Below are 18,207 nucleotides of genomic sequence, written 5' to 3'. Positions count from 1 at the left end.
CCGGTGGGCTGTGGTGTTTCCGGGGCCGGCTCAGGGCGATTTCTCCGGGCCGCCGGTGCTCTGGCAGAATGGACGATCGTCCTCATCGAGGACAGTGTCAGCCCGTCTCCGGTTCCGTACCGCGCGGCGGTCACAGCACTTGACGCAAAACCGGGTCCACCTCGTGTGGGCTGCTGAATTGCGACGTGACCAACCATTTGAAAGGCATCAGCTCATGGCTGTTCGTATCAAGCTGACCCGTATGGGCAAGATCCGCAACCCGCAGTACCGCGTCGTCATCGCCGACGCCCGTACTCGTCGTGACGGCCGCGCCATCGAGTCCATCGGCAAGTACCACCCGAAGGAAGAGCCGTCGCTCATCGAGATCGACTCGGAGCGCGCTCAGTACTGGCTGGGTGTCGGCGCGCAGCCGACCGAGCCGGTGAAGCGTCTGCTGGAGATCACCGGCGACTGGCAGAAGTTCAAGGGCCTGCCGGGCGCCGAGGGCACCCTGAAGACCAAGGCCCCGAAGCCGTCCAAGCTGGACCTGTTCAACGCCGCGCTGGCCGCCGCCGAGAACGAGCCGGTCGCCGAGGCCGTCACCCCGAAGAAGAAGGCCGCCAAGAAGGACGAGGCCGCCGAGGCCGCTGAGGCCACCACCGAAGCTGCCGAGTAATGAGTGCCGTTGTCGCCGATGCCGTCGAGCACCTGGTGCGCGGCATCGTCGCCAATCCCGACGACGTCCACGTCGAGCTGATCACCAGCCGTCGTGGCCGGACCGTCGAGGTGCACGTGCACCCGGATGATCTGGGCAAGGTGATCGGTCGTGGCGGTCGTACCGCGACCGCCCTGCGCACCCTGGTCGCCGGGATCGGCGGTAAGGGCATTCGCGTCGACGTGGTCGACACGGATCAGTAGATGGAACTGGTCGTCGGGCGGGTCGCCAAGTCACACGGTGTGCGTGGCGAACTCGTCGTAGAAGTCCGCACCGACGAGCCGGAACTGCGGTTCGCGCCCGGCAGCGTCCTGAAGGGGAAGCTGCCGCGCGCGAAGCAGACGCAGGAATTCGAAGTGGAGTCGGTCCGGGAGCACTCGGGCCGGCTTCTCCTGCGTCTGGACGGCGTCGCCGACCGCACGGCCGCGGATGCGTTGCGGGGCATGCTGTTCGTGGTGGACTCCGCGGATCTGCCACCGTCGGAGGACCCGGACGAGTACTACGATCACGAGCTCGAGGGCCTGCGCGTCGAACTCGGCGACGGCACCCAGGTCGGCACCGTCAACGAGGTGCTGCATTCCGCTGCGGGAGAACTGCTTTCGATCAAGGCCGGGGCCGCGTTCCCGCCCGCGGGCCGGGAGATCCTGGTGCCGTTCGTGCTGGCCATGGTGCCGACGGTGTCGGTCGCGGACGGCCTGATCGTCATCGACCCGCCCGAGGGCCTGCTGGACCCGGAGTAGCGGCGTGCGAATCGACGTAGTCACGATCTTCCCCGAATACCTCGAGCCGATGCGAGCGGCCTTGCTGGGCAAGGCGATCGACAAGGGTCTGCTCGAGGTGGAGGTGCACGACCTGCGCCGGTGGACCCACGACGTCCACAAGTCGGTGGACGACACCCCCTACGGCGGCGGGCCGGGCATGGTCATGAAGCCGACCGTGTGGGGCGACGCCCTCGACGAGGTGTGCCCGGACGACGCGCTCCTGGTGGTGCCGACTCCGGCGGGCGTGCCGTTCACGCAGGAGACCGCGCAACGGTGGTCCGCCGAACAGCACATCGTCTTCGCCTGCGGTCGCTACGAGGGCATCGACCAGCGTGTCTTCGACGATGCCGCGCGCCGGGTGCGCGTCGAAGAGGTCAGCATCGGCGACTACGTGCTCATCGGCGGCGAGGCCGCCGTGCTGGTCATGACCGAGGCGTTCGTCCGGCTGATCCCGGGCGTCCTCGGCAATCAGCAATCCCACGAACAGGATTCGTTCTCCGACGGTCTATTGGAAGGCCCCTCCTACACCCGGCCGGTGTCCTGGCGCGGTCTCGACGTCCCCGAAATCCTGTTGTCCGGCAACCATGCCAAGATCGCCGGGTGGCGGCACGAACAGTCGCTGCGCCGCACGGCCGAACGCAGGCCCGACCTCCTACCGGATAACTTGGGCCATGCGTGAAGGAGATTCATCATGCGTGAAACCAGAGGATTTCTCAGCGCGACGCTGGCCGGGCTGGCCCTGTTCGCCGCGATGTTCGGCGGCGGCAAGGCGGTCGCGGACAACCTCGATGTGCTCTTCCTGAGTCACCTGGGCGACCAGACGGTCGCGTCGCCCGGCTACGAGGACACCGCGGACGGGCAGCGCCTGATCGCCGAGGGCAAGGACATCTGCGCCCGGCTGCGCGCGGGCACCCCGGTTGTAGCGACCGACCAGTGGGGATTCGGGGAAAGGCTCGCCCGCGCGGCCGTCGCGGTGTACTGCCCCGAATTCAAGGCGTCCCCAAGAGATTTCGGCTGACGGTGAAATTCGGTACGTAACAACTGATTTCGCGAGGATCGGGGTAACTCCCCGGGTACGCCCAGGCGTGATTCGGCACCCGGCGCAGGCACGCATGCGTCACGGGTGACGGCTCTCGGCGGGGCGCTGAAGTCTCGGAGAGGCGGGGCAATGACCGAATCCTGTGTGGGCCTTGCACGCACTGTCGGGTGGCGGCGGTAGTGTCTGCGGGCGTGACGACAGCCTCCGAAACCGTCAGCGCAGCATCCGCAGGTGCCGCATCCACGGGTGCAGCGAGCACCGAGAGCACCGTCCGCCTCGCCAGCGTCGGCCGGCGTATCGCCGACGAGCTGGGGGTGCGCGAGGAGCAGGTGCGCTCCGCCGTCGAACTCCTGGACGCCGGGTCGACCGTGCCGTTCATCGCCCGCTACCGCAAGGAAGTCACCGGCGGGCTCGACGATGCCCAGCTACGCACCCTCGACGAGCGCCTGAGCTACCTGCGCGAACTCGACGACCGCCGGGGCTCGATCATCGAATCCATCCGCAGCCAGGGCAAATTGGATGAGGCGCTGCACGCGCAGATCATGCTCGCCGACACCAAGGCCCGCCTCGAGGACATCTACCTGCCCTACAAGCCCAAGCGGCGCACCAAGGCGCAGATCGCGCGCGAGGCCGGGCACGAGCCCGTGGCCGACGCACTCCTGACCGACCCGACCACCGATCCCGCGCAGTACAACGCCGAACAGCTCGACGGCGCGCGGTCCATCCTGGTGGAGCGTTTCGCCGAGGACGCCGACCTGGTCGGTGAACTGCGCGAGCTCATGTGGGAACGCGGGCAGATGAACTCGACGGTGCGCGCGGGCAAGGAGGAGGCGGGCGCGAAGTTCGCCGACTACTTCGAATTCTCCGAGCCCTTCAGCAAGCTGCCCTCGCACCGCATCCTGGCGCTGCTGCGCGGTGAGAAGGAAGAGGTGCTCAACCTGCACCTCGAACCCGACACCGAGGAGCCCGAGGACGGGCAGCGCCCGATCTACGAGGGTCGCATCGCCATCAAGTTCGGGATCGCCGATCAGGGCCGCGCCGCCGACTCCTGGCTGTTGGACACCGTGCGCTGGGCGTGGCGGACCAAGCTGCAGGTCAGCATGGGCATCGATACCCGAATGCGGTTGCGGCAGTCTGCCGAACGCGATGCCGTCGACGTGTTCGCGGCCAACCTGCGCGACCTGCTGCTCGCGGCGCCCGCCGGCACCCGCTCGACCATGGGCCTGGACCCGGGCTACCGCACCGGTGTGAAGGTCGCCGTCGTGGACGCCACCGGCAAGGTGGTCGCCACCGAGGTCATCTACCCGCACAAGCCGCAGGGGCAGACCGAGAAGTCCCTGGCCGTGCTGGGCGCACTGGTCGCCCGCTTCAATGTCGAGCTCATCGCCATCGGCAACGGCACCGCCTCCCGCGAGACCGACGCCCTTGCCGCCGAACTGATCTCGCGCATCCCCGAGAACAAGCCCACCAAGATCGTGGTCTCCGAGGCGGGCGCGTCGGTGTACTCGGCCTCCGCATACGCCTCGCAGGAACTGCCCGACATGGACGTGTCGCTGCGCGGCGCCGTCTCCATCGCCCGCCGGCTCCAGGACCCGCTGGCCGAATTGGTGAAGATCGACCCGAAGTCCATCGGCGTCGGCCAGTACCAGCACGACGTCTCCGAAACCCTGCTGGCCCGCTCGCTGGGCGCGGTCGTCGAGGACGCGGTGAACGCCGTCGGCGTAGACGTGAACATCGCCTCCGTCCCGCTCCTGTCCCGGGTCTCGGGCATTTCCAACTCGATCGCGGAAAGCATTGTGGCGCACCGCGATGCCAACGGCCCGTTCCGCAGTCGCGCCGCACTCAAGGATGTCCCGCGCCTGGGCCCCAAGGCGTTCGAACAGTGCGCGGGCTTCCTCCGCATCCGCGAGGGCGACGACCCGCTGGACACCTCCGGCGTGCACCCCGAGGCGTACCCCGTGGTCCGGCGCATCCTCGATGCCAGCGGTAAGGGTGTGAAGGAGATCATCGGCAACACCTCCGCCCTGCGCGCTCTGCGGCCGGCCGACTTCACCGATGAGCGGTTCGGTGTCCCGACCGTCACCGACATCATCGCCGAACTCGAGAAGCCCGGCCGCGACCCGCGCCCCGAATTCAAGACCGCTGAATTCGCGGCGGGCATCGAGAAGGTCGCCGACCTGAAGCCCGGCATGGTGCTCGAGGGCGTCGTCACCAATGTGGCCGCCTTCGGCGCCTTCGTCGACATCGGCGTCCACCAGGACGGGCTGGTCCACGTCTCGGCCATGTCCCACAACTTCGTCAAGGACCCTCGCGAGGTCGTGAAGTCCGGCGACGTCGTGAAGGTCAAGGTCCTCGAGGTCGACGTCCAGCGCCAGCGCATCGGCCTGTCCCTGCGCCTCGACGACGAGCCCGGAAACGCCAAGCCCGACCGTGCCGACCGCGGCCCGCGCAACAACCAGGGCGGCGGCCAGCGCGGCGGCAACCGCGACAACCGGCAGGGCGGCCAGGGCGGCCAGCGCCAGGGCGGTCAACGTCAGGGCGGCGGCAATCGCAACCAGCCCGCCCCCAGCGGTTCGATGGCCGACGCCCTCCGCCGCGCCGGCTTCGGCCGCTGACCAGCAGGTCCCGAACCAGCCGTCCGGCCGCACCCACACCCGGGTCCGGCCGGACGGCCGTTTCCGAACTCGGACAGGCACCGCTAACTCAGTGGGGAGCCGACCCGGTGCAGGGTGCCGTCGGGGTCGACGTAGCCGAATTCCCTCAGGCCGTAATCGGTGTCGACCGGGGTGGTGAGGCGGCCGGGCAGGTCTGCGGAAGCCCACTCCGCGTGCAGCGCGTCGGCGTCGGAGACGTAGAGGTAGACGGCCGCGGCGGTTCGTATCGCGTCGTGCTCGTCCCACTCGGTGAGGTGCAGGGATACGCGGCCGCGGTCGGCGAAGCCGTAGCGAGCGTCGCCCTCGTAGGCGTGGACGCTGAACCCGAGGCGGCGATAGCGGGCCAGGGCGGCGTCGAGGTCGAGGACCGGGATCACGGGGGCGACGCGATCGAAGGTGATGTCGTCCGGCATGGAAGCTCCGAAAAATGAAGACGCCGAGGCGGTCCCGGTTCGGGGGCGCCTCGGCGTGCTCGTGGTGGGTTATTCGACGCCGAGGGAGACCTCGGTGGATTTGATGAGGACCTTGACGGGTTTGCCGTCGGCGAGACCCAGGTCGTCGGCGGCGTCGCGGGTGATGGAGGAGGTGATCTCGTCACCACCTGCGAGGCGGATGCGCACCACCGCCATGGCCTCGCCGCGGGTGACCTGGGTGACTGTTCCATCGAGCTGGTTTCGTGTACTCAGTCGCATGGTGGTGAGCCTAGTCACCGGCAGCCGCCATTTCGATGGTGGCTGGAAGGTTGCTCGATCACGTCGCGACCGCATGTGATCTTTCCGTGCGGGTGGGCGGCGCGGGTAGCGTGGCGGGGGTTGGCGTTCGCACGAGGTTTCGGAGGCGACAGGGGCATGCACCTGCATCGGTGGTGGGAAGATGTCGTGGTGGCACACGGCAGAATGCCATTGGCATGCCTGCTTCTGGGGTTCATCGTGGGGTTCCTGCTGATCCGAATCAGCGTGCGGCTCATCCGCAAACAGGTGCGCTGGTGGCCGGGCAATGTGCGGGCCGGGGACGTGCACATCCACCACATGGTGTTCGGGGTGATCCTGGTGCTCGGCTCCGGCGTCGGGTTCGTGACGCTGTATCAGAGCAGCGTCGGCGTCACCAGTGCGCTGGCCGCGGTGTTCGGGCTCGGCGCGGCGCTGGTGCTCGACGAGTTCGCGCTCATCTACTACCTGCGCGACGTGTACTGGGAGGAGCAGGGCCGCACCTCGGTCGATGCGGTGTTCGTGGCCCTTGCCGTGACCGGGCTGCTGCTGCTCGGTTTCCATCCGCTGTGGTTGCTGAACATCGGTAATATCCGTGATCTCCGGACCGATCAGAATGTGCCCGAGCGGCTGTTCACGATCGGGTTCGCGTTCGGGAATCTGCTGCTGGCGGCCATTGTCATTGCCAAGGGCAAGATTTGGACCGGTCTGTTCGGAATGTTCTTCCCGCCGCTGCTGGTCATCGGCGCGCTGCGGCTGAGCCGCCCGGGCGCACCCTGGGCGCGCTGGCGCTATGCCTCCGGCTCGGGCCTCATGCGGCGTGCCGTGCGGCGCGAGCGCCGCTATCGCCGCCCGATGATCCGGGCCAAGATCTTCGTGCAGGACCTGCTGGCGGGCAAGCCCGATGCCGCGCACGTGCTCCGGGCCGCCGAGGAGGAGCTGGCCCGGACCGTGGTCCCGGCCCCGCACGCGCCGCCCTCGGCCCACCTGCACCTCATGCACGGGCGCAAGCACGGGGATCGGCCCCTCGAGCCCCAGTCCGCGGAGCATCCCCCGGAATCGGTCGATAGCCAATGAGTTGCTGACTGTCGGTCGGCGTGCCAGGGTTGAGCCATGGGCTACGTTGTCGGCGACTATCTGCTCGATCGGCTCCGGGAACTCGGCGTCACCGAAATCTTCGGCGTTCCCGGCGATTTCAATCTGCAGTTCCTCGACCATGTCATCGCCCACCCCGACATCCGCTGGATCGGCAGCGCCAACGAGCTGAACGCCGGCTACGCCGCCGACGGCTACGCCCGCCTGCGCGGCATCGGCGCGGTCGTCACCACCTACGGCGTGGGCGAGCTGAGTGCGGTCAACGCCATCGCGGGCAGCTACGCCGAGCATGTGCCCGTCGTGCACATCGTCGGCGTGCCCGCCAAGGACATCCAGGCCGGTCACCGCGTCATCCACCACACCCTCGGCGACGGCGACTTCCACCACTTCCGCCGCATCGCCGCCGAAGTCACCTGCGCGCAGGCCGATCTCGGCGCGGCCGACGCCTGCCAGGAGATCGACCGGGTGCTGAATTCGGTTCGCGTGCATCGCCGTCCGGGGTATCTCATGCTGGCCACAGATACCGCGCGGGTGGAGGTGTCCCCGCCCGCGACGCCGCTGGCGCCGCCCGCCGACTTCTCGAGTGCGGGCGCGCGGGCAGCCTTCGCGCAGGCGGCACGCGAATTCCTCGGCGGCCGGCGGGTGGCCGTCCTCGCGGACATCTTCGTCGATCGGGTCGGAGCGACCGACCGGTTGCGCACCCTGGTCGGCCCGACCCCGGGACAACCGCACGGACTCCCGCACGCCACCCTGGCCTGGGGCAAGACCGTGGTCGACGAATCCGCCCCGAATTTCCTCGGTGTCTACACCGGTGCGGCCTCCCCGCCGCAGGTACGTGCCGCCGTCGAGGACGCCGACCGCCTGGTGACCGTCGGGGTCCAGTACACCGACAGCATCACCGCGGGTTTCAGCCACCGCATCGACCCGCACCGCACCATCGATATCGGTCCCGAGCGCACGGTGATCGGGGGAGTCGACGCCTTCGCGCCGCTGTCGCTCACCGCGGCCCTGGAGATCCTCACCGAGCTGGCCCCCGAATTCGCCGCTCCCGCACCGATTCCCGCCCCGGCGGTCGCCGCCCCGGACACCCCGCCCGCCGTGGACGCCCCGCTCACCCAGGCCGCCCTGTGGCCCCTGGTCGCGGCAGCGCTGGGCAACAACAACATTGTCGTCGCCGACCAGGGCTCGGCCTTCTTCGGACTGGCCACACTGCGCATGCCGACCGGCATCACCTTTCTGGGCCAGCCGCTGTGGGGCTCGATCGGCTATGCCCTCCCGGCCGCCCTCGGCGCGGGCATCGCCTGCCCCGACCGTCGCGCGGTCCTCGTCATCGGCGATGGCGCGGCCCAGCTTTCGATCCAGGAGCTGGGCATCTGGATCCGCGAGCAGCTGAACGGCGTGATCATCCTGGTCGACAACGACGGCTATGCCATCGAACGCGCCATCCACGGCCCGGCCGCCCCGTACAACGACATCGCCCCGTGGCGCTGGCCCGAACTCCCGCACGCCTTCGGCGGCGACGCCGAGTCGGTCCTCACCCTCCGCGCGACCACGGTCGGCGAGCTGCAACACTGTCTGAAAGCCGCGACGGACGAGCAGGACCGGCTGGTCTTCCTGCAGGTGATCACCGGCGCCACCGACTACCCGCCGCTGGTCTCGGACATCGCCTCCGCCCTCACCCGCGCGAATACCCGCACGTAGGGGCCGATTAACCGCGCGATCCCGGCGTCTGGCACAATGCTCAGGTTGCTTTGGGCGCGCTGTGCCCGGGCACCGCCCAAATATCCGGAGCACGAACCGGTAGAGCACCCTCACCGGGTAGCCGCCAGGTTCCTCTGTTCGCGCGAACTCCAATAAGGACGGACATGAACACCCTCGACTTCGTCGACGCAAACTCGCTGCGCAGCGACATCCCGGACTTCCGCCCGGGTGACACGGTCAACGTGCACGTGAAGGTTATCGAAGGCAACAAGGAGCGCATCCAGGTCTTCAAGGGCGTCGTCATCCGCCGCCAGAACGGTGGCATCCGCGAGACCTTCACCGTGCGCAAGGTTTCGTTCGGTGTCGGCGTGGAGCGCACCTTCCCGGTGCACAGCCCCAACCTGGACAAGATCGAGGTCGTGACCCGCGGTGACGTGCGTCGCGCCAAGCTGTACTACCTGCGCGATCTGCGCGGCAAGGCCGCCAAGATCAAGGAAAAGCGCTGAAGTAGTCGCAGCTCCCGCTGAGCCGGTGAACGGCTCGGGGCAGGATCGACGGTCGGCTCGCCGACAACGAGTAGCCCGGCACCGCATGGTTCTTCGCGGTGCCGGGCTACTCTGTTCCGGTGGCAGACGAGAGCGAGTCGGTGACGAAGTCCGGGTCCGGCAACGGCAATGGGGCGAAGACGCCCGAGGCGCCCGAGACACCCCAGCCGAAGTCGAAGAAGAAGCAGCGCCCGTTCTGGCAGGAGCTGCCCATCCTGATCGGTTTCGCGGCGCTGATCGTGGCGCTGCTGGTGACCTTCATCGGCCGGCCCTACGTCATTCCCTCGCAGTCCATGGAACCTACCCTGCACGGCTGCGCGGGCTGCACCGGCGACCGCATCTATGTCGAGAAGCTGAGCTACTACTTCGGCGATCCCGAGCCGGGCGACGTGGTGGTGTTCGTCGGCCCGACCAGCTCGTGGAACAGCCACTACAAGTCGATCCGCTCCTCCAACACCGTGGTGCGCGGGGTCCAGAACTTCCTGTCCTTCTTCGGCCTGGTGCCGCCGGACGAGAACGATCTGGTGAAGCGGGTCATCGCCACGGGTGGGCAATCGGTCAAATGCTGTGACGCGCAAGGCCGGATCCTGGTCAAGGACGACAGCCCCGGCGCCGACTGGAAGCCGCTCGACGAGCCGTACGTGAAGTTCAACAACCCCTTCGACCCTCAGCACCCGGACGTGCAGTTCAACGCGGGCGGTCGTGCCTTCCCCGAGATCAAGGTGCCCGCCGGCAATCTGTGGGTGATGGGTGACAACCGCGCCGAGTCCGCCGACTCCCGCTACCACATGAAGGACGAGCTGCAGGGCACCGTGCCGGTGAAGGATGTGCGCGGCAAGGCCGTGTTCAAGATCTGGCCGCCGAGCCGGATGGGTCCGGTCCGGGCGCAGGACCCGCAGTAGAGGCGAGAATCGCGGGATAATCGACCGGTGGGGAAGATGGCGAGGGTCGCCGAGCCCGGTGTGAGCCGGAAGGCGCGCGGCGGCAAGAAGATTCAGCGGATCGACCGCGGTGACTGGCCGCCGCGCGTGGTCATGCGGCAGGCGGGCGGGCTACGCACCCTGGAAGCCGCGCTGATCCGCAGCGGCCTCGGTCCGGTCGCGGGCGTCGACGAGGCCGGGCGCGGCTGCGCGGCGGGCCCGCTGGTGGTGGCCTCCTGCCTGCTGCCACCCAAGGCCTACGCCTCCCTCGCCGGTCTCGACGACTCGAAGAAGCTCACCGAGAACGCCCGCGAACAGCTGTTCCCCATCATCAAGCGGCTCGCGCTGGCCTGGGAGGTGGTGGTCGTCCCGGCCTGGGAGATCGACGCCATCGGCATCCACGTAGCCAATATCGAGGGCATGCGGCGTGCGGTGGCCGGGCTGGATCCGGTGCCCGGCTACGTGCTCACCGACGGCTTCCGGGTGCCGGGTATCCCGGTGCCGTCGCTGCCGGTGATCGGCGGCGACGCCTCGGCGGCCTGCATCGCCGCGGCCAGCGTGCTGGCCAAGGTGACCCGTGACCGCATCATGGTGGAGATGGACGAGCAATACCCGGGCTACGGATTCGCCGCCCACAAGGGCTACAACACCCCCGAGCACAATGAGGCGCTGACCCGTCTCGGCATCACCCCCGAGCACCGCCGTTCGTGGCGAAACGTCCGGGAGACCGGCCGAGTGGCTACCGACACGGCGTATGCGGGATGATGTCTCTACACCCAGTTGGGCGACAAGGAGGACGTTCCACCCGATGAGCGCCGAGGACCTCGAGAAGTACGAAACCGAGATGGAGCTATCCCTGTACCGCGAGTACAAGGACATCGTCGGGCAATTCTCGTACGTGGTGGAGACCGAACGTCGCTTCTACCTCGCCAATTCCGTCGAACTGCGGCCGCAGAACGCCGATGGCGAGGTGTACTTCGAGGTACGGATGTCGGATGCATGGGTGTGGGACATGTACCGGCCGGCGCGCTTCGTGAAGCACGTTCGCGTGATCACCTTCAAAGACGTGAATATCGAGGAGCTGGAGAAGACCGACCTGCGGCTTCCCGACTAGTCCACAGACCGCAGGTTATCCACAGGCTCACTGTTTTCCCAGTTCGGCATGGCCGGGTCCGTCACGGGCCCGGCCATGCTGGCTGAATGGCACAGCATCTGGCGCTGGGAGCGCAGGGGGAGGAACTGGCCGCGGACTTTCTCCGCGCCGCCGGAATGGAGATCGTTGCCCGCAATTGGCGATGCCGCTTCGGCGAACTCGACGTCATCGCCCGCGAGGGCGAGGTGACGGCCTTCGTCGAGGTCAAAACCCGCCGCACCCTCACCTGCGGCCCACCCGAGGAAGCCGTCACCTACCTCAAACAGCGCCGCATTCGCGAACTCGCCGCCCGCTGGCTGCGCGAACAGAACGGCCCGTTTCTGCGCATCCGCTTCGACGTGGTCGCCGTCCTCCTGCGTCCGGGCCGCACCCCGGAAATCCGCCACCTGAAGGCGGTGTTCTGAAATGCCTTTGGGCAGAGCCTATTCCGTCGCCGTCAGCGGCGTAGAGGGCCAACTCGTAGAAATAGAAGCCGACATAGGCCAGGGCCTCCCCTCGGTCCACCTGGTCGGACGCCCCGACACCACCCTCCAGGAATCCCGCGACCGTGTCCGCGCCGCCGTCACCAATACGGGCGAGAAGTGGCCTGACGGCCGCGTCATCCTCGCCCTGTCCCCGGCCACGCTGCCGAAGGTCGGCAGCGTGTACGACGTCGCTCTGGCCGGTGCCGTGCTGGACGCGGCCGGAGCGATCCCGTCGAATCGACTCTCGGAGTCGGTACTGCTGGGTGAACTGGCACTGGACGGCCGCGTGCGCCGGGTGCGCGGCATTCTTCCGGCGGTACTGGCGGCGCGGAACGCGGGGCGGCGCACCGTCATCGTCCCGACGGCCGCCCTGCCCGAGGCGGGCCTGGTCGACGGCATTCGCGTCCTCGGGGCATCGACCCTGCTCGAATTGCTGGATTGGCTGCGTGGCGGCGGTGAGCTCGCGCTTCCCGATCCGGTCCAGCCGACGGCCGAGACATCGATCGGGGACCTGCGCGAGGTGGTGGGCCAGGACCAGGCGCGCTGGGCCCTGGAGGTGGCCGCGGCGGGCGGGCATCACCTGCTACTGACGGGCCCGCCCGGCATCGGGAAAACCATGTTGGCGCAACGGCTTCCAGGCTTGCTGCCGCCGCTGCGCGAACGGGATTCCCTGGAGGTGACCGCGATTCACTCGGTGGCGGGCACACTGTCCGACGATGCCCCGCTGATCACAGCGCCGCCCTTCGTGGCACCCCATCATTCGTCGTCGGTCACGGCGATGATCGGCGGCGGTTCGGGGTCCGCCCGGCCCGGGGCGGTCAGCTGCGCCCATCGCGGCGTCCTGTTCCTGGACGAGTGTGCAGAGATCGGCAGCAAGGTCCTCGAGGCGCTGCGAACTCCCTTGGAGGAAGGCGAGGTTCGCATCGCGCGCCGGGACGGGGTGTCCCGTTTCCCGGCCCGATTCCAACTCGTCCTCGCGGCCAACCCGTGCCCGTGCGCACCCGCCCGCGATATCGACTGCATCTGTGCGCCCCTGGCCCGCCGCCGCTACCTCGGCAAACTCTCCGGCCCGCTGATGGATCGCATCGATCTCTCGGTGCAGATGCACGCTCAGGCCGCCGGAGCCTTCACCGGCGACGAGGTCGAGAGCAGCGAAGAGGTGCGCGCCCGCGTGACGGCGGCACGGAACGCGGCCGCTGAACGATGGGTCGAACTCGGCATGACCACCAATGCGGAGGTGCCCGGCCACGTTCTCCGCCAACGCTTCCGGTTGCCCCGTGAGGCGCTCGCCCCGGTCGAGAACGCCCTCCAGCACGGCCGTATGTCCGCCCGCGGCGCCGACCGCGCGATCAGAGTCACGTGGACGTCAGGATCGCACTTCTGGATCGGTGGCTGTCAGGCAGGCGGTGACTACGCCAGCCGGATCCAATCCGGGACGCGTGCGGTGTCGAACTATCAAGCGGTCCTGTAGTCGGTTGAGGGGGAGTGGAGTGCAGATGTTCATCAGTGGCCGGGTCAGCCGCTGCGGTGGTGAGGCCTATGTCGTCATCGGTGCACCGCGGCCGGTCGCCGGGTGCGCTCGCGGTGAGAAGGTCTGCCATGTCGAAATCCGCCACGCGGACACCGTTTTGCGGCTGCACTCCGAGCCGGGGTCTACGCGGGTGGCGCTGGATAACGCGTTGTATGAGGTGACCCGGCAACTGGGTATCGATCTGCCGGGGTTGCTTGCACAGATCGTGATCGGGCCCGCGGTGGGCGAGCCCCAGGGTCAGTAGCCGCGATACGTCGCCGGTTGCGTGGGTCCGGCCTGATGGTCGCACCGGTTCGGCGGTCGACGAACGCACGGTAATGCCGAATGGCGTGTCTTCAGTGCCGTTGGGATTCGGCGTGTTTGATGCCGTCGTAGGCGCGGCGGTAGTAGCGGAGACGGTCGGGGAGCAGCGGCCAGCTCAGGCGCAGGGCGGTGGCGAAGGTGCGGAAGCGGCGTTCGTCGCGGGCTGACCACTGCAGGCCCAGGGTTTCGCGGGCGCGTTCGGGCATCATGGCGTTGAGCAGCCACACGTTGGCTTTCATGACCGGGGTGCCGATCGCCGCCCAGATCGAGGCCGGAACGCCGGGCGGCGGTGGGATTTTGGTGGAACCGAGCTCGAGTGCGTACGTCGTGGTTTGGTTGGCCTCGAGTTCCTCGTCGAGCATGCGATTCCAGTAGGCGTGAAAGTCGGCGTAGGTGTCCAGGACCGGGCGGGTCGACAGGCCGTAGGACAGCCACCAGGTCACGCCCTCGCGGACCACCTGATCCTTCTGCTCGGCGGTGAACGGGGTGCCGAAGTAGTCGTTCATCGCGATGATCGCTTCGATGAAAGTGACGTGGGTCCACCAGTACACGTCCGGGTTCAGTGCGTGGTAGCGGCGGCCCTGGGAATCCGAACCCTTCAGATCCTTGTGGTAGTCACGCACTTTCGCGGCGGTGGCGGCGGCGTCGGGGTCGTAGACCGCGCCCAGGATCGCCGGGAGCGACCGGAAGATGCGATCCCACGGGTTGTCGAAGAAATTCGAGTGCTGATCCAACGCGGCTCCGACGGCGGGATGCATGTTCTGCAGCGTGCCGGTGCGGGCGGTGAACAGGATCAGCCGCCGATCGCCCAGGTACTTCCATGTCAGCGAACCGGGGCCCAGCGGCGCGGATCGGGGCAGCGGGGTGACGTGGGCGGTTGGCGTGGATGACATGGTCGACCTCCTTGTCGAAGCAACGCGCATCAATGCAACGGATAATAATTATCGTTGCATAGTTGCGGGAAGTGGGCAACGGGTGAGTACATTCGACTCATGCCCGCCGACGCACCCGCCCCCGTCGTTTCCGATACCGACGCCCGAATACTCGATGCCGCGCTGGGCTTGTTCGCCGAAATCGGGATCTCGCGAGCCAGCACCGATGACATCGCGCGGGCGGCCGGGATCAATCGCGCCACCCTGTACCGGCGGCTGGGCGCCAAGGACGACATCGTGCGCGCGGCGATGCTGCGCGAGACGGCCCGAGTGCTCGAGGAGATCAGCGCGCGCGTCGATCCCATCACCGATCCCGCCGAACGGGTGCGGACCGGCCTCGCTGTCACCGTGATCACGCTGCGCACCAACCGAATTCTGACCAAAGCCCTGCTGGTGGATCTGGACGAAACCCTGCCCGCCCTCACCACCGCCGGGGCCGGAATCCTGGAGCTGGCAACCGGTTTCGTCGCCGAACGCATTCTCGTGGCCAGTCCCGGCCTTCCATACGCCGACGAACTGGCGGCGATGATCGTGCGCCTGGTCCACTCGTTGATCCTGACCCCCGACGCCGCCCCGAACCTGGCAACCGAACAACAGCTGCGCGACTTCGCCTCGCGGCAGCTGGTGCCACTGGTCCTCGACAGCCGAACCTGACCCACAGCCTTGCTACCGGCGTCACTGAAAAGTCCTCGGCACACCCGAACTACGCGAACTCACCATCCGCTTCTAGCCGCATACCGCGCTGACCGAACCGGCGAGGCGCCGGCGGCTGGAACCCTGTGCGCCGCAGAACGTCCGCTATTGCCGATGAGCGCGTCGATCGTGGGCGGGATTTCAGATTGCCGGTGTCCGAGCTGATACGACTTCGCGGATGCCGGAACTGGTCTCGGCGGTGAAATCGCCGATTGCCGAGCCCCGCCGAGCTGACCCCCTACCCGCCGGTCCCCGCCCGGCCAACGGGTTTGCCGAGCCAAGCCGGGCGGGGATGTACGGCATATCCAGCGAGTCACCCGACCGTGGCCCGACCGGATAACCACTGATCATGATAGGTGCGCGCATGCGCACCCACGGGTCACCACGCCGCGCGGCGGATACGAACCACCCATGACAAACACGCGGCCCGCTCGCAGGTGGGGGAGGAAAACCAGAAACACGCGGGATCCGAAGCCCATTCGGAAAACGCCGCCATCGCTGCTGGTCAAGCCATTGTCGTTGTTTTTTGCGCCGTTTCTACTCGGACCCCGTGTCCTATCGGTCGATGGTCTCTTCGATGATGTTGGTGCCCAGCTCTTCGGTGAACAGCGGGTCCCGGTTGGCTGCCGCGCCGAGGATGAGGCCGTCGAAGTCTCTGTTCTCGTAGTCGAAGCCCTCCGCGGTGATGCCCGGGCCTGCGACCTCGAGTCTGCGAGGCCTGACCGGCCAGGAGCCGACCCTGGTGAGCGCGTCGGTCTCTGCGGCGGTCGGGGTAGGGCTGGCGTAGGACACGAACTGCCCGGTCTGGTGGTCGATGCGGTCGCACTCGCAGCTGGCCAGGGTGTAGCGCAGTTGCAGGGCTCCGCGCCCGATCCCGCAGACCGTCAGCGGAGACGAGCCCACGCGCTCGCCGCTCGCGCGGAACAGGACCTCCAGCACGCTGCGGTGGGCGGCGTCGTCGAGGGTGTCGCTGGTGCCCAGCGACACCAGGATCAAGTCGGCGCCGGCGGCGTGCAGCGCCTCCCGGAACGAGTACCCCGGGCTGTCGAGTTGCCGGGCGAAGGCGCCGGGATCGACGGCCGTTATGTTCGAGTCGCCCACCAAGATGAACGGTGCGCTCAGGCCGGCGTCCCGGGCGGGAAACACCGCTGCGCGGCCGAGCATGAGAGGCCAGTTACTGGCCGGTGCCACAGACGTCATCGTCGAACCCCTCACGTGGTCGAGAAGATCCGGAGAAGAACCGAACTTGCAGCAGACACCCCGCAGCGCGACATCGGGCCAACCGCACACCACACGCGGGGGCGCAGCCCATGCTACCTGCACCGATAGGCCTGCGAACACGGCTCTACATCGACCTGACCCTCATCCGCACCGAGCACGACGCCATGTAGGCACGGATGCCCGGAGAATGGCGCATCCCACACTGGTATCGGCTCAGCAGGGTCAGGGGGGTTGCGTGCTGCGCCGACACCTCAGCGCATACCAACAGGTCGGACTTCTCAACCGGTCGGTGCCCGATCGTGGCCGACTGATGATGGGGTCGTTACCGGCTCCCCCGTCCCGTCCACCCATGTCGCTCGAGTGTTCGGAAAGCGATCGTCTGACGAACCCGAACACCCACGCGGAGGCGCGAGCGTTGTGACTCGCAGCGGTAGATGGCGGTGTTGTCGCACCCTCAGGTGGCACCGACGAGGCTGATGTGGTCTGTGGCCTGACGTCGCGGCTCTTTCGAATGTCCGCTCATGCCGATTATCGTGCGGTTTTGGCACGGACAACGCGGGGCGTGGGTGGCGGTTCGTTCAGGTGCGCGCCGATCACCGCAGCCTGATCGTGGCGGGGGAAGGATTGCCGGCCGGTTGTGGGTGTCGGCGGCGTGCGCCTGGTAGGTCGCGATGAACTCGAGATCGAGGTCGACCGCCACTACCCCGACGTCCGTATTCTCGGCATCGGCGGCGGCGCGAGCGAAATCTTGACCGATCTGGCGGCCAAGGTCTTCGGTTACCTGCGGTGATGTTCGGGACCTAGACTGGTCCGGTGGATCTGCACATGCGGCACCTGCGCTATTTCGTCGCGGTGGCCGAGGAATTGAACTTCACCCGCGCGTCCGTGCGGGTGCATGTTGCCCAGCAGTCTTTGAGCGCGCAGATCAGGCAGCTCGAGCAGCAGATCGGGGTGACTCTGTTCGTGCGAAGCACCCGCACCGTCGAACTGACCGCGGCCGGGGTGGCTTTCCTGGCGGACGCGCGGGCCCTGCTGGCGGCCGCGGGGACGGCGGTGGACCGTGCGCGCGCACTCGAGCGTGGTGAGCACGAACAGCTGACGCTGGGTTTCCTGGAGGGTGCGGCGCTGACGCTGACCGATCCCATCCTGTCCGCGTTCCGGCAGCGCCATCCGGGTGCGCGACTGGAGCTGCGGCAGTTCGCCTACGACGATCCGTCGGCGGGTCTGTGCGGTGGTGAGGTGGACGTGGCCTTCGTCCGGTTGCCGATCTCGGCGCCCGAACTCGACTTCATGCCGCTGTTCAGCGAGCCGGTGGTCGTCGCGCTGCCACCGGGACATCGGCTGGCGGACCGGACGGTGGTGTCGGCTCAGGACTTGCTGGACGAGCCGATCCTCGGGTCGGCCTGCGCCGACCGTACATGGAACTCGTTCTGGGAGTTGGATTCCCATCGGGGTGGACGGGCCGCACCGGTGGTCTCCCGGTCCACCACGCTGCTCGAGGAAATGCACAAGGTGATGGCGGGGGTAGGGATCGTGGTCACCGCCGCAGCGTGCCGCTGGCTGACCTTTCCCGGGGTGAAACTTGTGCCGATCGCCGATGCCGCGCCGAGCCGGGTCGCGGTGGGCCGGCGGCGTGGCCGGTCCTCGGTGCTGGTGCGCTCGTTCGTGGAGCTGGCGCAGACGGTGCGCGACGAGCACCCGGAGCTGGTGCGGTTAGTGGCCGAACCCGATTTCGGCGATCCCGCACCACCGCCGGCGTTGCTCTGACGATTCACCGCGCGCCGAGGATTCACA

General features: G+C 67.9%; 22 protein-coding genes. 19 read left to right on the top strand and 3 right to left on the bottom strand.

Going from position 1 to position 18,207, the window contains the following annotated elements:
- The first annotated feature begins 214 nt into the window (after positions 1-214).
- The 6 genes from rpsP to ACFXIV_RS33115 all read left to right on the top strand — a co-directional run bounded on the left by rpsP (position 215) and on the right by ACFXIV_RS33115 (position 5,109).
- Positions 215-655 (top strand): 30S ribosomal protein S16, encoded by a 441-nt coding sequence (gene rpsP / locus ACFXIV_RS33140; protein WP_354837712.1) that lies wholly within the window; start codon positions 215-217, stop codon positions 653-655.
- Entirely contained in the window at positions 655-897 is a 243-nt protein-coding gene (locus ACFXIV_RS33135; protein WP_029930032.1) for an RNA-binding protein, read from the top strand. Before rpsP ends, ACFXIV_RS33135 begins: the two co-directional genes overlap by 1 nt.
- Positions 898-1,434 carry a ribosome maturation factor RimM gene (gene rimM / locus ACFXIV_RS33130; protein ID WP_379401130.1) on the top strand — a complete coding sequence of 179 codons (537 nt, stop codon included), beginning with the start codon at positions 898-900 and terminating at the stop codon, positions 1,432-1,434.
- A gap of 4 nt (positions 1,435-1,438) precedes the next feature.
- Positions 1,439-2,134, top strand: coding sequence for a tRNA (guanosine(37)-N1)-methyltransferase TrmD (gene trmD / locus ACFXIV_RS33125; RefSeq protein ID WP_379386693.1), 696 nt, complete (start codon positions 1,439-1,441; stop codon positions 2,132-2,134).
- A 12-nt stretch (positions 2,135-2,146) separates the two neighbouring features.
- Positions 2,147-2,473: a DUF732 domain-containing protein gene (locus ACFXIV_RS33120; RefSeq protein ID WP_379401131.1), complete on the top strand. Its 327-nt coding sequence runs from the start codon at positions 2,147-2,149 to the stop codon at positions 2,471-2,473.
- A gap of 317 nt (positions 2,474-2,790) precedes the next feature.
- Positions 2,791-5,109: a Tex family protein gene (locus ACFXIV_RS33115; protein WP_379401218.1), complete on the top strand. Its 2,319-nt coding sequence runs from the start codon at positions 2,791-2,793 to the stop codon at positions 5,107-5,109.
- 83 nt (positions 5,110-5,192) lie between these two features.
- Here ACFXIV_RS33115 and ACFXIV_RS33110 read toward each other — a convergent pair whose 3' ends face one another.
- Positions 5,193-5,561, bottom strand: coding sequence for a bleomycin resistance protein (locus tag ACFXIV_RS33110; RefSeq protein ID WP_379401132.1), 369 nt, complete (start codon positions 5,559-5,561; stop codon positions 5,193-5,195).
- Between the two features lie 69 nt (positions 5,562-5,630).
- Entirely contained in the window at positions 5,631-5,840 is a 210-nt protein-coding gene (locus ACFXIV_RS33105; protein ID WP_354837704.1) for a TOBE domain-containing protein, read from the bottom strand.
- Positions 5,841-5,996: 156 nt separating this feature from the next.
- Here ACFXIV_RS33105 and ACFXIV_RS33100 point away from each other — a divergent pair, with 156 nt between their 5' ends.
- The 9 genes from ACFXIV_RS33100 to ACFXIV_RS33060 all read left to right on the top strand — a co-directional run bounded on the left by ACFXIV_RS33100 (position 5,997) and on the right by ACFXIV_RS33060 (position 13,508).
- Complete coding sequence (locus ACFXIV_RS33100) at positions 5,997-6,932, top strand: hypothetical protein (protein WP_379401133.1); 936 nt, start codon at positions 5,997-5,999, stop codon at positions 6,930-6,932.
- 36 nt (positions 6,933-6,968) lie between these two features.
- Positions 6,969-8,651 carry an alpha-keto acid decarboxylase family protein gene (locus ACFXIV_RS33095; RefSeq protein ID WP_379401134.1) on the top strand — a complete coding sequence of 561 codons (1,683 nt, stop codon included), beginning with the start codon at positions 6,969-6,971 and terminating at the stop codon, positions 8,649-8,651.
- A gap of 164 nt (positions 8,652-8,815) precedes the next feature.
- Complete coding sequence (rplS, locus tag ACFXIV_RS33090) at positions 8,816-9,157, top strand: 50S ribosomal protein L19 (protein WP_379401135.1); 342 nt, start codon at positions 8,816-8,818, stop codon at positions 9,155-9,157.
- A 119-nt stretch (positions 9,158-9,276) separates the two neighbouring features.
- Positions 9,277-10,098, top strand: coding sequence for a signal peptidase I (gene lepB, locus ACFXIV_RS33085; RefSeq protein ID WP_379401136.1), 822 nt, complete (start codon positions 9,277-9,279; stop codon positions 10,096-10,098).
- Between the two features lie 27 nt (positions 10,099-10,125).
- Positions 10,126-10,881, top strand: a complete 756-nt coding sequence (locus tag ACFXIV_RS33080) for a ribonuclease HII (protein WP_379401137.1) — start codon at positions 10,126-10,128, stop codon at positions 10,879-10,881.
- 43 nt (positions 10,882-10,924) lie between these two features.
- Entirely contained in the window at positions 10,925-11,230 is a 306-nt protein-coding gene (locus tag ACFXIV_RS33075; protein WP_040859817.1) for a DUF2469 domain-containing protein, read from the top strand.
- An 86-nt stretch (positions 11,231-11,316) separates the two neighbouring features.
- Positions 11,317-11,673, top strand: coding sequence for a YraN family protein (locus ACFXIV_RS33070; RefSeq protein ID WP_379401138.1), 357 nt, complete (start codon positions 11,317-11,319; stop codon positions 11,671-11,673).
- A 1-nt stretch (position 11,674) separates the two neighbouring features.
- Positions 11,675-13,204: a YifB family Mg chelatase-like AAA ATPase gene (locus tag ACFXIV_RS33065; protein WP_379401139.1), complete on the top strand. Its 1,530-nt coding sequence runs from the start codon at positions 11,675-11,677 to the stop codon at positions 13,202-13,204.
- Positions 13,205-13,223: 19 nt separating this feature from the next.
- Positions 13,224-13,508 (top strand): hypothetical protein, encoded by a 285-nt coding sequence (locus ACFXIV_RS33060; RefSeq protein ID WP_379401140.1) that lies wholly within the window; start codon positions 13,224-13,226, stop codon positions 13,506-13,508.
- 91 nt (positions 13,509-13,599) lie between these two features.
- Here the strand turns inward: ACFXIV_RS33060 and ACFXIV_RS33055 are convergent, their stop codons facing one another.
- Positions 13,600-14,460 (bottom strand): oxygenase MpaB family protein, encoded by an 861-nt coding sequence (locus tag ACFXIV_RS33055; RefSeq protein WP_379401141.1) that lies wholly within the window; start codon positions 14,458-14,460, stop codon positions 13,600-13,602.
- Positions 14,461-14,559: 99 nt separating this feature from the next.
- Between ACFXIV_RS33055 and ACFXIV_RS33050 the strand changes: the two genes are divergently transcribed.
- The 4 genes from ACFXIV_RS33050 (at position 14,560) to ACFXIV_RS33035 (ending at position 18,180) form a co-directional block, all read left to right on the top strand.
- Entirely contained in the window at positions 14,560-15,153 is a 594-nt protein-coding gene (locus ACFXIV_RS33050; RefSeq protein ID WP_379401142.1) for a TetR/AcrR family transcriptional regulator, read from the top strand.
- A gap of 1,151 nt (positions 15,154-16,304) precedes the next feature.
- Positions 16,305-16,358, top strand: a complete 54-nt coding sequence (locus ACFXIV_RS33045) for a hypothetical protein (protein WP_379401219.1) — start codon at positions 16,305-16,307, stop codon at positions 16,356-16,358.
- A 692-nt stretch (positions 16,359-17,050) separates the two neighbouring features.
- A complete protein-coding gene (locus ACFXIV_RS33040) occupies positions 17,051-17,203 on the top strand; it encodes a hypothetical protein (RefSeq protein ID WP_379401143.1) in 153 nt (50 codons plus the stop codon).
- Positions 17,204-17,226: 23 nt separating this feature from the next.
- Positions 17,227-18,180 (top strand): LysR substrate-binding domain-containing protein, encoded by a 954-nt coding sequence (locus ACFXIV_RS33035; RefSeq protein WP_379401144.1) that lies wholly within the window; start codon positions 17,227-17,229, stop codon positions 18,178-18,180.
- Positions 18,181-18,207 lie beyond the last annotated feature (27 nt).

It is taken from the genome of Nocardia sp. NPDC059236, from assembly GCF_042754085.1.
GTDB lineage: Bacteria > Actinomycetota > Actinomycetes > Mycobacteriales > Mycobacteriaceae > Nocardia.
Note: the sequence above shows the minus strand (reverse complement) of the source record. Positions and strands in the feature narration are given on the sequence as shown.

Excerpts from the sequence above, each read along its gene's own strand:
- rpsP (WP_354837712.1), top strand. The coding sequence starts at position 215 with ATGGCTGTTCGTATCAAGCTGACCCGTATGGGCAAGATCCGCAACCCG.
- ACFXIV_RS33135 (WP_029930032.1), top strand. The coding sequence starts at position 655 with ATGAGTGCCGTTGTCGCCGATGCCGTCGAGCACCTGGTGCGCGGCATC.
- rimM (WP_379401130.1), top strand. The coding sequence starts at position 898 with ATGGAACTGGTCGTCGGGCGGGTCGCCAAGTCACACGGTGTGCGTGGC.
- ACFXIV_RS33120 (WP_379401131.1), top strand. The coding sequence starts at position 2,147 with ATGCGTGAAACCAGAGGATTTCTCAGCGCGACGCTGGCCGGGCTGGCC.
- ACFXIV_RS33110 (WP_379401132.1), bottom strand. The coding sequence starts at position 5,561 with ATGCCGGACGACATCACCTTCGATCGCGTCGCCCCCGTGATCCCGGTC.
- ACFXIV_RS33105 (WP_354837704.1), bottom strand. The coding sequence starts at position 5,840 with ATGCGACTGAGTACACGAAACCAGCTCGATGGAACAGTCACCCAGGTC.
- ACFXIV_RS33100 (WP_379401133.1), top strand. The coding sequence starts at position 5,997 with ATGCACCTGCATCGGTGGTGGGAAGATGTCGTGGTGGCACACGGCAGA.
- ACFXIV_RS33095 (WP_379401134.1), top strand. The coding sequence starts at position 6,969 with ATGGGCTACGTTGTCGGCGACTATCTGCTCGATCGGCTCCGGGAACTC.
- rplS (WP_379401135.1), top strand. The coding sequence starts at position 8,816 with ATGAACACCCTCGACTTCGTCGACGCAAACTCGCTGCGCAGCGACATC.
- ACFXIV_RS33075 (WP_040859817.1), top strand. The coding sequence starts at position 10,925 with ATGAGCGCCGAGGACCTCGAGAAGTACGAAACCGAGATGGAGCTATCC.
- ACFXIV_RS33070 (WP_379401138.1), top strand. The coding sequence starts at position 11,317 with ATGGCACAGCATCTGGCGCTGGGAGCGCAGGGGGAGGAACTGGCCGCG.
- ACFXIV_RS33065 (WP_379401139.1), top strand. The coding sequence starts at position 11,675 with ATGCCTTTGGGCAGAGCCTATTCCGTCGCCGTCAGCGGCGTAGAGGGC.
- ACFXIV_RS33055 (WP_379401141.1), bottom strand. The coding sequence starts at position 14,460 with ATGTCATCCACGCCAACCGCCCACGTCACCCCGCTGCCCCGATCCGCG.
- ACFXIV_RS33050 (WP_379401142.1), top strand. The coding sequence starts at position 14,560 with ATGCCCGCCGACGCACCCGCCCCCGTCGTTTCCGATACCGACGCCCGA.